The sequence below is a fragment of the Stutzerimonas degradans genome (assembly GCF_024448505.1).
Lineage (GTDB): Bacteria > Pseudomonadota > Gammaproteobacteria > Pseudomonadales > Pseudomonadaceae > Stutzerimonas > Stutzerimonas degradans.
Genome location: NZ_JAMOHV010000015.1, coordinates 56,289 through 73,057 on the forward strand (window position 1 = coordinate 56,289; position 16,769 = coordinate 73,057).

14 protein-coding genes, 2 tRNA genes and 1 pseudogene are annotated in these 16,769 nt (G+C 60.6%); 1 reads left to right on the top strand and 16 read right to left on the bottom strand.

The annotated features are described in order from the left end of the window. Position 1: 1 nt before the first annotated feature. The 12 genes and pseudogenes from rbfA to rlmE all read right to left on the bottom strand — a co-directional run bounded on the left by rbfA (position 2) and on the right by rlmE (position 11,562). Positions 2-391, bottom strand: a complete 390-nt coding sequence (gene rbfA, locus NAV27_RS16795) for a 30S ribosome-binding factor RbfA (RefSeq protein ID WP_008568941.1) — start codon at positions 389-391, stop codon at positions 2-4. Positions 392-507: 116 nt separating this feature from the next. Continuing rightward, the gene (gene infB, locus NAV27_RS16800) at positions 508-3,006 is read right to left on the bottom strand and encodes a translation initiation factor IF-2 (RefSeq protein ID WP_102829544.1); all 2,499 of its coding nucleotides are present in this window, start codon (positions 3,004-3,006) and stop codon (positions 508-510) included. Between the two features lie 28 nt (positions 3,007-3,034). Further along, a pseudogene (nusA, locus tag NAV27_RS16805) lies at positions 3,035-4,515 on the bottom strand (transcription termination factor NusA). Positions 4,516-4,562: 47 nt separating this feature from the next. Beyond that, positions 4,563-5,021, bottom strand: coding sequence for a ribosome maturation factor RimP (gene rimP / locus NAV27_RS16810; RefSeq protein ID WP_102829543.1), 459 nt, complete (start codon positions 5,019-5,021; stop codon positions 4,563-4,565). Between the two features lie 127 nt (positions 5,022-5,148). Further along, positions 5,149-5,225, bottom strand: a tRNA-Met gene (locus tag NAV27_RS16815). Between the two features lie 92 nt (positions 5,226-5,317). Beyond that, positions 5,318-5,403, bottom strand: a tRNA-Leu gene (locus tag NAV27_RS16820). Between the two features lie 8 nt (positions 5,404-5,411). After that, complete coding sequence (gene secG / locus NAV27_RS16825; RefSeq protein ID WP_102829542.1) at positions 5,412-5,786, bottom strand: preprotein translocase subunit SecG; 375 nt, start codon at positions 5,784-5,786, stop codon at positions 5,412-5,414. 4 nt (positions 5,787-5,790) lie between these two features. Next, positions 5,791-6,546 carry a triose-phosphate isomerase gene (gene tpiA, locus NAV27_RS16830; protein WP_102829541.1) on the bottom strand — a complete coding sequence of 252 codons (756 nt, stop codon included), beginning with the start codon at positions 6,544-6,546 and terminating at the stop codon, positions 5,791-5,793. Positions 6,547-6,610: 64 nt separating this feature from the next. Continuing rightward, positions 6,611-7,948 (bottom strand): phosphoglucosamine mutase, encoded by a 1,338-nt coding sequence (glmM, locus tag NAV27_RS16835; protein ID WP_102829540.1) that lies wholly within the window; start codon positions 7,946-7,948, stop codon positions 6,611-6,613. Positions 7,949-7,961: 13 nt separating this feature from the next. Beyond that, complete coding sequence (gene folP / locus NAV27_RS16840) at positions 7,962-8,813, bottom strand: dihydropteroate synthase (RefSeq protein ID WP_102829539.1); 852 nt, start codon at positions 8,811-8,813, stop codon at positions 7,962-7,964. 16 nt (positions 8,814-8,829) lie between these two features. Then, the gene (gene ftsH / locus NAV27_RS16845) at positions 8,830-10,740 is read right to left on the bottom strand and encodes an ATP-dependent zinc metalloprotease FtsH (RefSeq protein ID WP_102829538.1); all 1,911 of its coding nucleotides are present in this window, start codon (positions 10,738-10,740) and stop codon (positions 8,830-8,832) included. 189 nt (positions 10,741-10,929) lie between these two features. Beyond that, a complete protein-coding gene (gene rlmE / locus NAV27_RS16850; protein ID WP_102829537.1) occupies positions 10,930-11,562 on the bottom strand; it encodes a 23S rRNA (uridine(2552)-2'-O)-methyltransferase RlmE in 633 nt (210 codons plus the stop codon). 83 nt (positions 11,563-11,645) lie between these two features. On the opposite strand from rlmE, the gene yhbY reads away from it, so the two are divergent. Then, the gene (yhbY, locus tag NAV27_RS16855; RefSeq protein ID WP_008568953.1) at positions 11,646-11,957 is read left to right on the top strand and encodes a ribosome assembly RNA-binding protein YhbY; all 312 of its coding nucleotides are present in this window, start codon (positions 11,646-11,648) and stop codon (positions 11,955-11,957) included. 29 nt (positions 11,958-11,986) lie between these two features. Here the strand turns inward: yhbY and NAV27_RS16860 are convergent, their stop codons facing one another. From NAV27_RS16860 to leuE, 4 genes are read right to left on the bottom strand one after another with little or no spacing between them, the layout of a single operon-like run. Next, on the bottom strand, positions 11,987-12,403 hold the full coding sequence (locus NAV27_RS16860; RefSeq protein ID WP_102829536.1) for a DUF4149 domain-containing protein: 417 nt from the start codon (positions 12,401-12,403) through the stop codon (positions 11,987-11,989). After that, on the bottom strand, positions 12,396-12,872 hold the full coding sequence (gene greA / locus NAV27_RS16865) for a transcription elongation factor GreA (protein WP_008568955.1): 477 nt from the start codon (positions 12,870-12,872) through the stop codon (positions 12,396-12,398). The genes NAV27_RS16860 and greA overlap by 8 nt, the downstream gene beginning before the upstream one ends. Further along, positions 12,869-16,090, bottom strand: coding sequence for a carbamoyl-phosphate synthase large subunit (carB, locus tag NAV27_RS16870; protein WP_102829535.1), 3,222 nt, complete (start codon positions 16,088-16,090; stop codon positions 12,869-12,871). Before carB ends, greA begins: the two co-directional genes overlap by 4 nt. Positions 16,091-16,109: 19 nt before the next feature. Further along, complete coding sequence (leuE, locus tag NAV27_RS16875; RefSeq protein WP_102829534.1) at positions 16,110-16,760, bottom strand: leucine efflux protein LeuE; 651 nt, start codon at positions 16,758-16,760, stop codon at positions 16,110-16,112. Between the last annotated feature and the right edge of the window lie 9 nt (positions 16,761-16,769).

Here is a 16,769-nt window from a genome sequence, read left to right on the forward strand (position 1 = left end):
CTTACTCTCCGCTTCCGTCGCTGTGCTTGCGATCTTCGGCGACCGCGCGCTCGATCAGCGAACTCAGCTCGACGCCACGGCGAATGCTCGCGTCATAGTTGAAATGCAGCTGCGGCACGCTGCGCAGCTTCATGCTCTTGCCCAGCTGCATGCGCAGGAAGCCGGCGGCCTCATTGAGAATGCGCAGGTTGCCCCTTACCGCCTCCTCGTTGTCGTCCTGCCCCATGATGGTGATGAAGATCTTCGCGTGGGACAGATCCCGGCTGACGTCAACGCCGGTGATGGTGACCAGTCCCAGACGCGGATCCTTAATCTCGCGCTGGATCAACTGGGCCAGCTCGCGCTGCATCTGATCGCCGATACGCTGGGTACGGCTGAATTCTTTGGCCATAAAAACTGCCTCTGGCTGCACGCTGCAGGCTTGAAAAATTCGTGATACCGCAAAGCCAAACGGCAAGCGCCAAGTGATCACACTCGACGCTTGCCGCTGGAAGTTTGCAACTCGGATTACAGTGAACGGGCCACTTGGACCTTCTCGAACACTTCGATTTTGTCGCCGACCTTGACGTCGTTATAGCTCTTCACGCCGATACCGCATTCCATGCCGGCACGGACTTCCGAGACGTCATCCTTGAAGCGACGCAAGGACTCCAGCTCGCCTTCGAAGATCACCACATCGTCGCGCAGAACGCGAATCGGACGGTTGCGGTGCACCATACCCTCGGTAACCATGCAGCCGGCAACCGCGCCAAACTTCGGCGAACGGAACACGTCGCGCACCTCGGCTATACCCAGAATATTCTCGCGCACATCGCTGCCGAGCATACCGGTGAGCGCCTTTTTGACGTCCTCGATGATGTCGTAAATGACGTTGTAGTAGCGCATATCCAGGCCTTCGGCCTCGACGATCTTGCGCGCGCCAGCGTCGGCACGCACGTTGAAGCCGAAGATCACCGCACTGGATGCCAGCGCCAGGTTGGCATCGGATTCAGTGATACCACCGACACCGCCACCGACCACGCGCACCTGCACCTCGTCGTTGCCCAGACCGTTGAGCGAACCCTGCAGCGCTTCGAGCGAGCCGCGCACGTCGGCCTTGAGCACGATGTTGAGCGTCTTCTTCTCGTCCTGCCCCATCGTCTCGAAGATGTTCTCCAGCTTGCCAGCGTGGGCACGTGCCAGTTTCACTTCGCGGAACTTGCCCTGACGGAACAAGGCGACTTCGCGTGCCTTCTTCTCGTCGGCGACCACGGTAAGGTCATCACCGGCTTCGGGCGTACCATCCAGGCCGAGGATTTCCACCGGAATGGACGGACCGGCTTCCTTCACCGGCTTGCCATTCTCGTCGAGCATGGCGCGCACGCGACCGAAGTTCACACCGCACAGGACCATGTCGCCTTGGCGCAGCGTGCCGTCCTGAACCAGCACGGTAGCCACCGGGCCGCGGCCCTTGTCCAGGCGCGACTCGACCACAACACCGCGACCAGGCGCCGAAGGCGTGGCCTTGAGTTCGAGGATCTCGGCCTGCAGCAGAACGGCTTCCAGCAGTTCGTCGACGCCGGTACCCATCTTCGCGGAAACAGGAATGAACGGCGTGTCGCCACCCCACTCCTCGGGGATAACATCGAGCGCAGCCAGGCCGTTCTTGATGTTGTCCGGATTGGCTTCCGGCTTGTCGATCTTGTTCACCGCGACCACGATCGGCACACCTGCCGCCTTCGCGTGCTGCACGGCTTCCTGGGTTTGCGGCATGACGCCGTCGTCCGCCGCAACCACCAGGATGACGATGTCGGTCGCTTTCGCACCGCGGGCACGCATCGCGGTGAACGCCGCGTGACCGGGGGTATCGAGGAACGTGACCATGCCACGCTCGGTTTCGACGTGGTAGGCGCCGATGTGCTGAGTAATGCCGCCCGCTTCGCCAACGGCAACCTTGGCACGACGGATGTAATCGAGCAGGGAGGTCTTGCCGTGGTCGACGTGGCCCATCACGGTCACCACCGGCGCGCGGGTCATCTCCTCGCCTTCGAACTTCAGCAGTTCGGCCAGCTGTTCTTCCAGCGCGTTGTCGCTGACCAGCTTGACCTTGTGGCCGAGCTCCTCGGCCACAAGCTGCGCGGTTTCCCGGTCGAGCACCTGATTGATGGTGACCGGCGAGCCCATCTTGAACATGAACTTGATGACTTCGGCAGCCTTGACCGACATCTGCTGGGCCAGCTCGGCCACGGTGATGGTTTCGCCGATCGAAACTTCACGTACGACCGGTCCGGTCGGGCTCTGGAAGCCATGCGCATTACGCTTCTTGAGTTTGGACTTGCCGCGACCGCCACGACGGAAGCCGTCGGCGTCATCCTCGCCACTGCGCACGGTACGTGTCAGCGGCGCCTTGGTCTTGAGCGACGGGCGATGTTGCGCATGCTTGCGATCACGACGATCGTCGTCGTCGCTGCGCGGCTTCTCGGCACGGCGAGCTTCTTCTTTCTTGCGCTCATCGCTCGGAGCGGCCGCGACTGCGGCTTCGACAGCTGCCGGCTCGACGACAACTTCAGCGGCACTGGGCTGAGCTGCAGCAACCGGAGTCTGCTCTTGCTGCTTCTGGCGACGGGCTTCTTCCTCCGCACGCGCGCGCGCCTCTTCTTCTGCCTTCAAGCGAGCCGCTTCTTCGGCCGCGCGCTGCTCTTCCAGTTCGCGTTGCTTCTCGGCCTCAATCTCATCCGGGCCGCGCTTGACGAAGGTTTTCTTCTTGCGCACCTCGACGCTGATGGTCTTGCTGCCGCCGACCTTCAGCTTGGTGGTGGTCTTGCGCTGCAAGGTGATCTTGCGCGGCTCGTCCATCTTGGCGCCGTGACTGCTTTTCAAATGAGCCAGCAGGGCCTGCTTTTCGTTATCGGTCACCACTTGCTCGGCGCTGGTGTGCGGCAGTCCTGCCTCACGCATCTGCTGCAGCAGTCGCTCGACCGGTGTGTCGACCACTTGGGCCAGTTCTTTCACCGTGACTTGCGTCATGCATCTCTCTCCTCAGGCCGCTAATTACTTACTCGAACCAATGGGCTCGGGCGGCCATGATCAGCTTGCCGGCACGCTCTTCATCGATGCCGTCTATGTCGAGCAAGTCGTCGATCGACTGCTCGGCCAGGTCTTCGCGGGTAATCACACCCCGCACAGCCAACTCGACCGCCAGTTCTTTGTCCATGCCATCCAGCGCGAGGAGATCCTCGGCCGGTTGCGCGTCCGCCAGTTTCTCTTCGGTGGCGATAGCCTTGGTCAGCAGGCGATCCTTGGCACGTGTACGCAGTTCGTTGACGATGTCCTCATCAAACCCTTCGATGCCGAGCATCTCCTCCATCGGGACGTAGGCGACTTCCTCCAGGGAGGTGAAGCCTTCTTCGACCAGCACCTGGGCCAGCTCCTCGTCGACGTCCAGCTCTTCGATGAAGCTGCGCAGGATGTCGCCGGTCTCTTCCTGTTGCTTGGCCTGGATATCCGCCTCGGTCATCACGTTCAGCGTCCAGCCAGTCAGCTGGCTGGCCAGACGGACGTTTTGCCCACCGCGACCGATTGCCTGCGCCAGGTTGTCCTCGGCGACCGCGATATCCATCGCGTGCGCATCCTCATCGACGATGATCGCTGCCACTTCCGCCGGTGCCATCGCGTTGATCACGAACTGAGCCGGGTTGTCGTCCCACAGGACGATATCCACGGCTCGCCGCCAATCTCGCCGGAAACTGCTTGCACGCGCGAGCCGCGCATGCCGATGCAGGCGCCTTGGGGATCAATGCGCTTGTCCTTGGAGCGAACCGCAATCTTGGCGCGCGAACCCGGATCACGCGAAGCTCCCATCACCTCGATGAGACCCTCGGCAATTTCCGGCACTTCGATGCGGAACAACTCGATCAGCATCTGCGGCGCAGTACGCGACAGGATCAGCTGCGGACCGCGGTTCTCCGTGCGGATCTCCTTCAGCAGCGCACGCACGCGGGCACCGACGCGGAAGGTCTCGCGGGCAATAATGTCCTCGCGCGCCAGCAGAGCCTCGGCATTGTTGCCCAGATCGACGATCACGCTGTCGCGGGTAACTTTTTTTACCGTTCCGGAAATGATCTCGCCGAGGCGGTCACGATAGGCCTCGACCACCTGGGCACGCTCGGCTTCACGCACCTTCTGCACGATGACCTGCTTGGCGGTCTGCGCAGCGATACGGCCAAACTCGATGGACTCGATCTTTTCCTCGAAGACATCGCCAAGTTTTGCATCCGCCTTGCGCTCTTGCGCCTGATCGAGCGCCAGTTGGTAAGCCGGATCCTCAAAATGCTCGTCATCGACCACCGTCCAGCGGCGGAAGGTTTCATAGCTGCCGTTTTGGCGGTTGATCTCCACACGCAGGTCGACTTCGTCTTCGTAACGCTTTTTGGTTGCAGTGGCCAGAGCCAGCTCCAACGCTTCAAAAATGACACCAGCCGGCACGCCCTTTTCGTTGGACACCGACTCCACAACCAGCAGTACTTCTTTGCTCATCGTACGCCTCGCCTTTCGCAATCCATTGGGGTCCGCGGGTTCCGCATTCAGTCAAAACGGGGGACTATGTTGGCCTTGTCGATCAGATCGACAGGCAATAGATACTCATGATCATCAACGAGTATCACCACATCCTGCTCCTCCACCCCGCGGAGAAGCCCTTGGAAATTGCGCCGCCCCTCGAAGGGGGAACGCAGTTTGATTTTTACCTGCTCGCCCACATGGGCGGCGTATTGCTCCAACCTGAACAATGGCCGATCCATACCGGGAGAGGACACCTCAAGGGTGTAATCGACACTGATGGGGTCTTCGACATCAAGCACGCCACTGAGCTGACGGCTGACCTTCTCACAATCGTCGATCAGAATACCGTTGGCGTGATCGATATAGACTCGAAGCAGCGAATGTCTTCCCTGAGAGAGAAACTCGATACCCCAACATTGATACCCGAGCGCCTCTACCACCGGGGCCAACAAGGCCTGCAACTGTTCTAGCTTGCTCGACATCGAAGTCCCTCGCGCATGCTGTACAAACGAAAAATGGGCGAAACGCCCATCCCTGTGATCGCCTGAAGTGCCGGCGACCTGGCCTGAAGCCAATAAAAAGCCCCTATACAGGGGCTCTTCACTTCACTGGTTGCGGGGGCTGGATTTGAACCAACGACCTTCGGGTTATGAGCCCGACGAGCTACCAGACTGCTCCACCCCGCGACAAACTGGGCACGAATTGTACGACCATCTTGACAATCGGTCAACCGAAACCCTGATAACAAGAAGGCCCGCACTAGGCGGGCCTGCTTGTTTGGTACCGAGGAGGGGACTCGAACCCCTACAGCCTATGGCCACTACCACCTCAAGGTAGCGTGTCTACCAATTCCACCACCTCGGCAAAAACCTTTACTGCTTCTCCTGCACCGGAGGTGCATCACCCGTAGGGTTACGCTCTTCCAGAACCGGAACATCATTCACTGCAGGCTTGCTTGCCGGAACCTCAAGCACCGCCGGATCAGGCAGACCCGCCTGCGAGATACTGTCAGCCTGCTCCTTGGCGAAAAAGGCCAAGCCCAGGCTTGTCACAAAAAAAACGCCGGCGAGTATAGCAGTAAACCGACTCAGAAAGGTAGTACTACCTTGACTTCCGAATACGGTAGCCGAAGCACCCGAACCGAATGAAGCCCCCGCATCCGCACCCTTGCCCTGCTGCAGCAATACCAACACAACCACACCCAGGGCGACCAGCAGATGCACCACGATCACAACAGTCTGCAACATCTGATCACTTCCCCGCAGCACGACAGATCGCGCCAAATTCGTTCGCTTTCAAAGAGGCTCCGCCGATCAGTCCGCCATCTACATCAGCCTGAGCAAACAACTCAACGGCATTTTCCGATTTGACGCTTCCACCATAAAGAATCCGCAAACCGCCCGCAATGCGCGGATTCCGCTGCGCCACCACAGCCCGGATAGCTGCATGAACCTCTTGCGCCTGCCCCGGCGTTGCAGTCAGCCCGGAACCTATCGCCCAGACCGGCTCATACGCAACCACAGCCGACTCAAACGCATCTACACCGACCACGTCGAGCACACTATTTAACTGCTGCGACACCGCATCAAGTGTCTTTCCCAGCTGACGCTCTTCTAGCGTCTCACCAACGCAGAGGATGGGTTTCAGTCCATTCACCTGCGCCGAAGAAAACTTTCGACATACAACCTGATCACTTTCGGCAAACAGCGATCGTCGTTCGGAATGCCCAACCAGAACCCACGCACACCCCAAATCACGCAACTGGGTGGCTGACTCTTCGCCTGTAAAGGCCCCAAAGCCAGGCTCCGTCGAACAATCCTGTGCCCCCACCGCGATTGTCCCACCTTGGAGATCGCTCAAGACCTGCGCAAGATGAATGGATGAAGGCAAAACCACTACATCCACATCACTTGGAAGCTCTTCAACCCGGAGAGAGCCAATCAGCTCTGCGACGCTAGTGCGGGTACCGTTCATTTTCCAGTTACCAGCTACCATCTTGCGGCGCATGCTTTACCTCGTCGGTCAAAGTGGGCGCAGATGTTACTCAACCGCCCCCACCCTGGCAAGCAGATCACGCACAAACTTTTGCTACTACTTTTGCCAACTCCTCGGCATGCGCGCGCACCTGCTTCTCATCATCACCCTCCACCATGACCCGCACCAACGGTTCTGTGCCGGACTTGCGCAGCAATACTCGCCCGCGCCCAGCCATGCGTTCGGTAACATCGTCGCAGGCTGCCTGCACATCAGGATGCGAAAGCGGATCGGTTCCGCCTGCGTAGCGCACGTTTATCAGCACTTGCGGACATTTATGCCAGGCGAGGCGCTCCTGCGCGAGGGATTGACCTCGCCGGCGCAGAGCCAGCACGACTTGCAATGCCGCGATGATGGCGTCCCCGGTGGTCGTATGCTGAGCGCAAACGATATGCCCGGAATTCTCTCCCCCTAGCGGCCAACTGCGCTCCAGCATCTCGGCGATGACGTAGCGGTCACCGACCTTCGCACGCACGAATGGAATCTCGCGCGCCTTCAATGCCAGCTCCAGACCGAGATTGCTCATCAAGGTACCCACCACGCCACCGCTCAGGCGCTCGCGCTCCTGCAGATCGGTAGCAATGATGTATAGAAGCTCATCGCCATCCACGACTGCCCCAGTGTGATCGACCATCATCACGCGATCGCCGTCGCCATCGAAGGCGATACCCATATCGGCACCGTTCTCGACCACCGCCTTCTGCAACTGGCCTACATGGGTCGAACCGACATCCGCGTTGATATTCAGCCCGTCAGGCTGCGCACCGATCACCACCACCTGAGCACCGAGTTCGCGGAATACGCTCGGCGCCACCTTATAGGTGGCGCCATGCGCACAATCGATAACCAACTTGAGACCACTGAAATCGGTACTGGTCGGCACGCTGCTCTTGCAGAACTCAATGTAGCGCCCGGCCGCATCGTTAATCCGCGACGCCTTGCCCAGCTGAGCCGATTCGACGACCGTCATCGGCGCATCCAGCAATTCCTCGATCATCAGCTCGACCTCGTCCGGCAGTTTGGTGCCGCGACCGGAGAAGAACTTGATACCATTGTCGTGATGCGGATTGTGTGAGGCGCTAATGACGATACCGGCTTCAGCGTGGAAGGTGCGCGTCAGGTAAGCCACTGCCGGCGTTGGCATCGGCCCCAGCAACAACACATCGGCCCCCGCCGCAGACAGCCCGGCCTGCAATGCAGACTCGAACATATAACCGGAAATACGGGTGTCCTTGCCGATCAGGATGCGGCACTTGCCCTGCTTGCGAAAAGCCATGCCTGCCGCCCAACCCAGCTTGAGCATGAAATCCGGCGTGATCGGAAACTGTCCGACGTGCCCACGAATCCCATCCGTGCCGAAGTACTTTCTACCCATGAAAACCGTCCCTTTATTCTGCAGACTGAACTGCAGCTATCATTCGAACCACATCAACCGTCTCGGCCACGTCGTGCACGCGAATAATCTGCGCACCCTTGGCCACTGCAAGCGCTGCCAGCGCGAGACTGCCGTAGAGACGCGCGTCCACCTCGCGTCCGAGAACCTTACCAATCATGGTTTTGCGCGACACACCGACCAGCAGCGGCCGCCCAAGCGCATGCAGCCGCTCAAGGTGTCTGAACAGACTGAGATTGTGTTCGAGCGCCTTGGCAAAGCCGAATCCTGGATCCAGCACGACACGCTCAGCCTTGATGCCGGCAGCCACGCACTCGGCCATGCGCTGCGCGAGGAAATCACACACCTCGGTGGTTACGTCAGTGTACTGCGGGTCGTCCTGCATATCGCCAGGCTCGCCGCGCATGTGCATCAGACAAACTGGCAAGCCGCTATCGAGCGCCGCATCCAAAGCGCCGTCGCGACGCAGCGAGCGCACGTCATTGATCAGACCAGCACCCAGCCGCGCAACCTCGCGGATCACCGCAGGAGTCGAAGTGTCGACAGAAATCACCACGTCCAGCTCGCGCGCAATGGTTTCCACCACCGGTGCCACGCGCTCGAGCTCTTCTGTCGGCGAAACCGCACGCGCCCCGGGGCGCGTCGACTCACCACCGACATCTAGAAGCGTTGCGCCAGCACGCACCATCGACTCGGCATGTTTCAGCGCCGCATCTTTCAGCGCGTAGCGCCCGCCGTCGGAAAAAGAATCAGGGGTGACATTCAGAATACCCATCACTTGCGGACGGGCTAAATCAAGAACCCGGCTACCACAAGATAGCCGGGCTGCAGACAACGTTTCGCTCATTTGAACGCCTTGAGGCTTAGTGTTCGCCGGCCGGACCTCCGATCGGCGTTTCTGGCCGCCCGCTCTCGGGCTGGGTCGATTTACCCGATGCCCCGGAACCACCCTGCCAATCACGCGGTTCGCGCGGTGGCCGTCCGGCCATGATGTCGTCGATCTGCTCAGCATCGATGGTTTCGTATTTCATCAGCGCCTCGGCCATCATGTCCAGCCGATCGCGATTATCCGCCAGGATCTGCTTGGCAGTGCCATAGCAGTGATCGATGATGCTGCGCACCTCCTGATCGATCAGTTTGGCCGTCTCGCCCGACACGTTAGTGTGCTGGCTTCCGGCACTGCGACCGAGGAACACCTCGCCCTCTTCCTCGGCATACATCAGCGGCCCGAGCTTTTCAGAAAGCCCCCATTTGGTAACCATGTTCCGCGCGAGTTGCGTAGCCCGCATGATGTCGTTGGACGCACCAGTGGTCACGCCCTCGAAGCCGAGCGTCATTTCCTCGGCGATGCGCCCACCGAACAGCGAGCAGATCTGGCTGATCAGCGCTCGCTTGGACAGGCTGTAGCGATCCTCTTCCGGAAGAAACATCGTCACGCCGAGCGCACGACCGCGCGGGATGATCGACACCTTGTAGACCGGATCATGCTCGGGCACCACACGACCGACGATTGCGTGTCCTGCCTCGTGGTACGCGGTGTTGAGCTTCTCCTTCTCAGACATGACCATCGATTTGCGCTCGGCGCCCATCATGATCTTGTCCTTGGCCAGCTCGAATTCCTTCATTTCAACGATGCGCTTGTTGGCTCGCGCGGCGAACAGCGAGGCCTCGTTGACCAGGTTGGCCAGATCGGCGCCGGAGAAGCCTGGAGTGCCACGGGCAATCACCGCCGGTTCGACGTTGTCGCCCATTGGAACCTTGCGCATGTGCACTTTCAGAATCTGCTCGCGACCACGGATATCCGGCAGCCCCACCACTACCTGGCGGTCGAAGCGGCCGGGACGCAGCAGGGCCGGATCGAGCACGTCCGGACGGTTGGTGGCGGCGATGACGATGATGCCGTCATTCATCTCGAAACCATCCATCTCCACCAGCAACTGGTTGAGAGTCTGCTCACGCTCGTCATGACCACCGCCGAGGCCGGCACCACGGTGGCGACCCACCGCATCGATCTCGTCGATGAAGATGATGCATGGCGCATGTTTCTTGGCCTGCTCGAACATGTCGCGTACACGGCTGGCACCGACACCGACGAACATTTCGACGAAGTCCGAACCGGAAATGGTGAAGAACGGTACTTTCGCCTCGCCAGCAATGGCCTTGGCCAGCAGCGTCTTACCGGTACCGGGAGGACCGACCATCAGCACGCCGCGCGGGATGCGGCCACCGAGCCGCTGGAACTTGCCGGGATCACGCAAGAACTCTACCAGCTCATGCACTTCCTCCTTGGCCTCGTCGCAACCGGCAACGTCGGCAAAGGTGGTCTTGACCTGGTCTTCAGACAGCAGGCGCGCCTTGCTCTTGCCGAAGCTCATCGGGCCGCCCTTGCCACCTGCGCCGCCCTGCATCTGGCGCATGAAGAACATGAACACCGCGATGATCACCAGAATCGGGAAGCTCGCCACCAACAGCTGGGTCCAGATGCTCTGCTGCTCCGGCTGCTTGCCTTCGATGATCACGTTATTGTTGATCAGGTCGCCGATCAGGCCGTTGTCCTGGATCGCCGGGCGAACAGTTTTGAAGGTTTCGCCATCGCTGCGTTTGCCGATGATTACGAAGCCGTCGACGGTCACACGCTCGACACGCCCATCCTTGACCTGCTCGATGAAGTCGGAATAGTTGAGCGTCTGCGGCTCGTTCGGACTGGAAAAATTGTTCATCACCGTCACCAGAACAGCGGCGATGATCAGCCACAGGATGAGGTTCTTAGCCATGTCGTTCAAATTCACTACCCTCTGGAGCAGGCCCGTCAGACGGGGATCTGCATGACGGCCGGATGCTTGCTCAGCCTAACTTACTACACAACGCGCACGAGCTGACAGCTCGTCTGTAACCCTATATGAAACGGCCAGGCCGGCAAAACAGACACTGACTATCGCTCGGTCGGCTTTTCTCAATCGGCCTTATTCATCCTGCGGACCCTTGAAACCTCGCGCCAACAAATACTGCTCACGCGAACGGTCGCGGGAAGACAGCGGCTTGCGCATCTGCACCTTGTCGAAGTTCTGCCGCACGTCCTTCAGATAGGCATCGAAGCCTTCGCCTTGGAATATCTTGATCAAAAAATCACCACCGGGGCGCAGTACCCGCGTAGCGAGATCCAGTGCGAGTTCGCAGAGAAACATCGCGCGCGGCTGATCGGATGCCCTCACTCCACTCATGTTGGGGGCCATATCGGAGATAACAAGGTCCACCGGATGCTCGCCGACGGCCTCGAGAATCTGCGCGAACACCTCGTCTTCGGTGAAATCGCCCTGAATGAAGGTCACATCGGCGATGCTGTCCATCGGCAGGATATCGGAGGCGATCAGCCGTCCCTTGTCGCCGATAACCCGGCTGGTGACCTGCGACCAACCGCCGGGCGCCGCGCCAAGATCGACGACGGTCATGCCGGGGCGCAGAATGCGATCCTTCTCCTGGATTTCCAGCAGTTTGTAGCTGGCCCGGGAGCGGTAGCCGTCCCTTTGCGCCATCTTCACGTAGGGATCGTCGAAATGTTCTTTCAGCCAACGCGGGCTGGTCTTGGAGCGTGCCAAGCTGATACCTCATCTGTGCGGCCTGGAACGTGTCGGTTACACTAGCCGCCGTTTTTCAAGGGTTCTGACGCAAGGGTCGAAATATGCCGCTCACCAACGAGCAGAAGAAACACTACAAGTCCATCGGCCACCATCTGAAACCGGTTCTGATCGTAGCCGAAAACGGCCTCAGTGAAGGCGTGCTGGCCGAACTGGAGCGCGCACTGAACGATCACGAACTGATCAAGGTGCAGTTCCGCATCGCCGAGCGCGAGGATCGTCACGCGCTGATGGAAGAACTCTGCAAGGCCGCCCGCTGCGAACTGGTCCAGAACATCGGCAAGATGGCCCTGGTCTATCGCAAGAATCCCAAGGCCAACAAGCAGCTCTCCAACATTCACCGCTTCCAGGCCTGACTCTCACAGGGCCTAGCCTTCGCGAATACTCAGCCCTCACGCCCCGGTGGGGGTTGCAGCACCAGCAACAGTCCGCAAAACGCCATTGCCAGATAGCTGAACAGCGACCAGTAATTCGATGCGAAAACACCGCTGCGCTCGATGAAGAAGCTGATCGCCAGTAGCAATGTTGCCAGCAGCAACTGGCCGCGCAACTCGGCCGCGAACCGCGCGAGCCCCGTGAGTGGTAGCAACACCACCGCCTGCAACACTACGCAGAACCCGGCGAACCCCACCAGCAACGGCCGCAGCGCCGCCGCCAGCTCGTCGACCAACAGCGGCGCCAACCCGACCTTGGCCACCGCGGGCAACACGACGAAGTGCAGCAACCACAGGCCGCCGACCCAGAACGTCTGGGCCAGCTGCCAGGTTATGGTGCCGCCGCGTACGGGCCGAAGCTCAGATATGACGAACCTCGACGATCTCGTATTCGATCAGTCCGCTAGGCGTCTTCACCGCGACCACATCGCCTTCTTCCTTGCCGACCAACGCACGGGCGATCGGTGAACTCACCGACAGTTTGCCCTGTTTGATGTCCGCCTCATCGTCACCGACGATCTGGTAGGTCACCTGCTCGTCGGTTTCGACGTTGGCGATATCTACAGTAGTACCGAAGATCACCTTGCCGGTCGGAGTGATATTGGCGATATCGATGACCTGCGCATTCTGCAGCCGACCTTCGATATCGCGAATCCGCGCCTCGACCATGCCCTGCTGCTCGCGCGCGGCGTGGTATTCGGCGTTTTCCTTGAGGTCACCCAGTTCGCGCGCTTCGGCGATGGCCTGGGTGATCTGCGGGCGCAGTACGGTTTTCAGGTGTTTGAGCTCTTCTTCCAAGGCGCGGGCGCCCTGGACGGTCATAGGGAACTTGATCATGCGTGGATTCCTGCATGGAGATCCTGCAAGCGGCGCACGGTCTTCTCGGGACCGAACTTGAGCGCCTCACAGATCGCCTGACCACCGGCGATGGTGGTGGTGATGCAGATCTTGTGCTGCAGGGCATTGCGACGAATGGAATACGAATCGGCAATCGACTGCCGACCTTCGGTGGTGTTGATGATCAGCGTGACCTCGTCATTCTTGATCATGTCGACCACGTGCGGCCGGCCTTCGGTCACCTTGTTCACGCGGCGCACCGGCAAGCCGGCGGCTTCGATGATGCGCGCCGTTCCGGCGGTGGCGACCACTTCGAAGCCCAGCCCGATCAGATCGCGGGCGACCTGCTCGACGTAGGGCTTGTCGTCTTCGCGCACGCTGATGAACGCGCAACCGGAAGTCGGCAGGATTTCGCTGGCACCCAGCTGGGCCTTGGCGAAGGCCTCGGCGAAGCTGTCGCCGACACCCATCACTTCGCCGGTGGACTTCATTTCCGGGCCAAGGATGGTGTCCACTCCAGGGAACTTGGCGAAGGGGAACACCGCTTCCTTGACGCTGAAGAACGGCGGGATGATTTCCTTGGTGAAGCCGATCTCAGCCAGGGTCTTGCCGGCCATGACGCGTGCGGCGACCTTGGCCAACGACTCGCCGATGCACTTGGAAACGAACGGCACGGTGCGCGAAGCACGCGGGTTCACTTCCAGCACATAGATGTCTTCGCCCTGCACTGCCATCTGCACATTCATCAGACCAACCACGTCGAGTTCCAGGGCCATCTTGCGCACCTGCTCGCGGATCTCGTCCTGAATGCTCTGCGGCAGCGAATAGGCTGGCAGCGAACAGGCGGAGTCACCGGAGTGCACGCCGGCCTGTTCGATGTGCTGCATGATCGCGCCGATCACCACCTGCTCGCCGTCGCACACCGCATCCACGTCCACCTCGATGGCGCAGTTGAGGAAGTGGTCGAGCAGCACCGGGCTGTCGTTGGACACCTGCACGGCTTCGCGCATGTAGCGCTTGAGCTCTTCTTCCTCGTAGACGATCTCCATCGCGCGGCCGCCGAGCACGTAGGACGGACGCACCACCAGCGGATAACCGATGGCCTTGGATGCCGCGATGGCTTCCTCCTCGCTGCGTGCGGTGGCGTTCTGCGGCTGGCGCAGGTTCAGGCGTTGCACCATCTGCTGGAAGCGCTCGCGGTCTTCGGCGCGGTCGATGGCGTCCGGGCTGGTGCCGATGATCGGTACGCCGGCTTCTTCGAGGGCGCGGCAGATCTTCAGCGGCGTCTGGCCGCCGTACTGCACGATCACACCCTTGGGCTGCTCGACACGGACGATCTCCAGCACGTCTTCCAGGGTCACCGGCTCGAAGTACAGGCGGTCGGAAGTGTCGTAGTCGGTGGAGACGGTTTCCGGGTTGCAGTTGACCATGATGGTCTCGTAGCCGTCTTCACGCATAGCCAGCGCCGCGTGCACGCAGCAGTAGTCGAACTCGATGCCCTGGCCGATGCGGTTGGGGCCGCCACCGAGGATCATGATCTTGTCGCGACTCGACGGGTTGGCCTCGCACTCTTCCTCGTAGGTCGAGTACATGTAGGCGGTGTCGGTGGCGAACTCCGCAGCGCAGGTATCGACGCGCTTGTAGACCGGCAGCACCTTGAGCTTGTGGCGATGGCTGCGCAGATTCTTCTCGGTGACGCCGAGCAGCTTGGCCAGGCGCGCATCGGAGAAGCCCTTGCGCTTGAGCTTGTACATCAGATCGCGATCAATGCTGGACAGGCCCAGGGTCTTGACCTGCTCTTCTTCCTTGACCAGATCCTCGATCTGTACCAAGAACCAAGGGTCGATCTTGGTCAGGGCGAACACGTCCTCGACGCTCTTGCCGGCGCGGAAAGCGTCGGCGACGTACCAGATGCGCTCGGCACCCGGCACGGTCAGCTCGCGCTTGAGCGTGCTTTCGGCCTCGACATCGGCGAGGTTCAGCTTCGGATCGAAGCCGGTGGCGCCAACTTCCAGACCACGCAGGGCTTTCTGCATGGATTCCTGGAAGGTCCGACCGATGGCCATGACTTCACCCACCGACTTCATCTGGGTCGTCAGACGGGCATCCGCCTTGGGGAATTTTTCGAAGGCAAAACGCGGGACCTTGGTCACCACGTAGTCGATGGCCGGCTCAAAGGAGGCCGGAGTGCGGCCGCCAGTGATGTCGTTCTGCAGCTCATCGAGGGTATAGCCGACGGCCAGCTTGGCGGCAATCTTGGCGATGGGGAAGCCGGTGGCCTTGGAAGCCAGTGCCGAGGAACGCGACACACGCGGGTTCATCTCGATGACGACCATGCGCCCGGTGTTCGGGCAGATACCGAACTGCACGTTGGAACCGCCGGTTTCCACGCCAATCTCGCGCAGCACCGCCAGCGAGGCGTTGCGCATGATCTGGTATTCCTTGTCGGTCAGCGTCTGTGCCGGAGCCACGGTGATCGAGTCGCCGGTGTGCACGCCCATCGGATCGAAGTTCTCGATGGAGCAGACGATGATGCAGTTGTCCTTCTTGTCGCGGACCACCTCCATCTCGTATTCCTTCCAGCCGATCAGCGACTCGTCGATCAGCAGCTCGCTGGTCGGCGACAGATCCAGACCGCGCGCGCAGATCTCCTCGAACTCCTCGCGGTTGTAGGCGATGCCGCCGCCGGTGCCGCCCATGGTGAACGACGGGCGGATGATGCAGGGGAAGCCGACTTTGTCGAGCACGCCGTAGGCTTCATCCATGTTGTGCGCGATGCCGGAAACCGGGCACGCCAGGCCGATGTTCTTCATCGCCTTGTCGAAGCGCGAGCGATCCTCGGCCTTGTCGATGGTGTCGGCGTTGGCACCGATCATCTCGACGCCGAACTTCTCCAGCACGCCGTGCTTTTCCAGATCCAGCGCGCAGTTCAGCGCAGTCTGGCCACCCATGGTCGGCAGCAGTGCGTCGGGACGCTCCTTCTCGATGATCTTGGCCACGGTGGCCCACTTGATCGGCTCGATATAGGTGGCGTCGGCCATCGCCGGGTCGGTCATGATGGTGGCGGGGTTGGAGTTCACCAGGATGACGCGGAAGCCTTCTTCCTTCAGCGCCTTGCACGCCTGCGCGCCGGAATAGTCGAACTCACAGGCCTGGCCGATGACGATGGGGCCGGCACCGAGGATCAGGATGCTCTTTATGTCTGTACGCTTAGGCATGGGACTCTCGTTGCAATAATCAGGACAGGGTTGCGGTGGCCAGCTTCACACCAAAGCCGACGAACAGGGCGCCGACGCCCGAAGTGGCGCCGGCGGCCAGCCGTTGCCGCCGACGGAACCAGGCCGCCAGCCGCACACCGGTAAAAATCAGGAAACTCAGATACAGCGCGCTGATCAGCTCGAGGACCGCGCCCAACACCAGGAACGATAGTCCCGGATGGGCGTAGGCGGGATCGACGAACTGGATGAAGAAGGAGATGAAGAACAGGATCGCCTTCGGGTTCGACAGGCTCAGCAGCAGCGCCTTGCGAAACGGCTGGTAGACGTCCACGCGCTCGGCATGCTCCAAGGCTGCATCGGGGTGGCGCAACCGTTGCCAGGCACCGCGCAGCATGCCGACACCGAGGTAGCAAAGGTACGCCGCGCCTAGGTACTTGAGGCCGAGGAACAGCATCGGCTCAGCCTTAAGCAGCGACGCCACGCCGAGCGCCGACAGCAACATCAGCAGCGCATCCCCGAGGAACACGCCGCAGGCGGCACGATAGCCGGTCGCCACGCCACGCTGGGCCGATGTCGCCAGGACAAACAAGGAGTTCGGTCCGGACAGCAGGACGACGAAAACCACACCTAGCACGTAGGTCCAGAAATCGGTTATCCCCAGCGTCGGCATGCCTGTTCT

Excerpts from the sequence above, each read along its gene's own strand:
- infB (WP_102829544.1), bottom strand. The coding sequence starts at position 3,006 with ATGACGCAAGTCACGGTGAAAGAACTGGCCCAAGTGGTCGACACACCG.
- greA (WP_008568955.1), bottom strand. The coding sequence starts at position 12,872 with ATGATCAAGTTCCCTATGACCGTCCAGGGCGCCCGCGCCTTGGAAGAA.
- tpiA (WP_102829541.1), bottom strand. The coding sequence starts at position 6,546 with ATGCGCCGCAAGATGGTAGCTGGTAACTGGAAAATGAACGGTACCCGC.
- rbfA (WP_008568941.1), bottom strand. The coding sequence starts at position 391 with ATGGCCAAAGAATTCAGCCGTACCCAGCGTATCGGCGATCAGATGCAG.
- ftsH (WP_102829538.1), bottom strand. The coding sequence starts at position 10,740 with ATGGCTAAGAACCTCATCCTGTGGCTGATCATCGCCGCTGTTCTGGTG.
- leuE (WP_102829534.1), bottom strand. The coding sequence starts at position 16,760 with ATGCCGACGCTGGGGATAACCGATTTCTGGACCTACGTGCTAGGTGTG.
- rimP (WP_102829543.1), bottom strand. The coding sequence starts at position 5,021 with ATGTCGAGCAAGCTAGAACAGTTGCAGGCCTTGTTGGCCCCGGTGGTA.
- secG (WP_102829542.1), bottom strand. The coding sequence starts at position 5,786 with ATGTTGCAGACTGTTGTGATCGTGGTGCATCTGCTGGTCGCCCTGGGT.
- carB (WP_102829535.1), bottom strand. The coding sequence starts at position 16,090 with ATGCCTAAGCGTACAGACATAAAGAGCATCCTGATCCTCGGTGCCGGC.
- yhbY (WP_008568953.1), top strand. The coding sequence starts at position 11,646 with ATGCCGCTCACCAACGAGCAGAAGAAACACTACAAGTCCATCGGCCAC.
- folP (WP_102829539.1), bottom strand. The coding sequence starts at position 8,813 with ATGAGCGAAACGTTGTCTGCAGCCCGGCTATCTTGTGGTAGCCGGGTT.
- glmM (WP_102829540.1), bottom strand. The coding sequence starts at position 7,948 with ATGGGTAGAAAGTACTTCGGCACGGATGGGATTCGTGGGCACGTCGGA.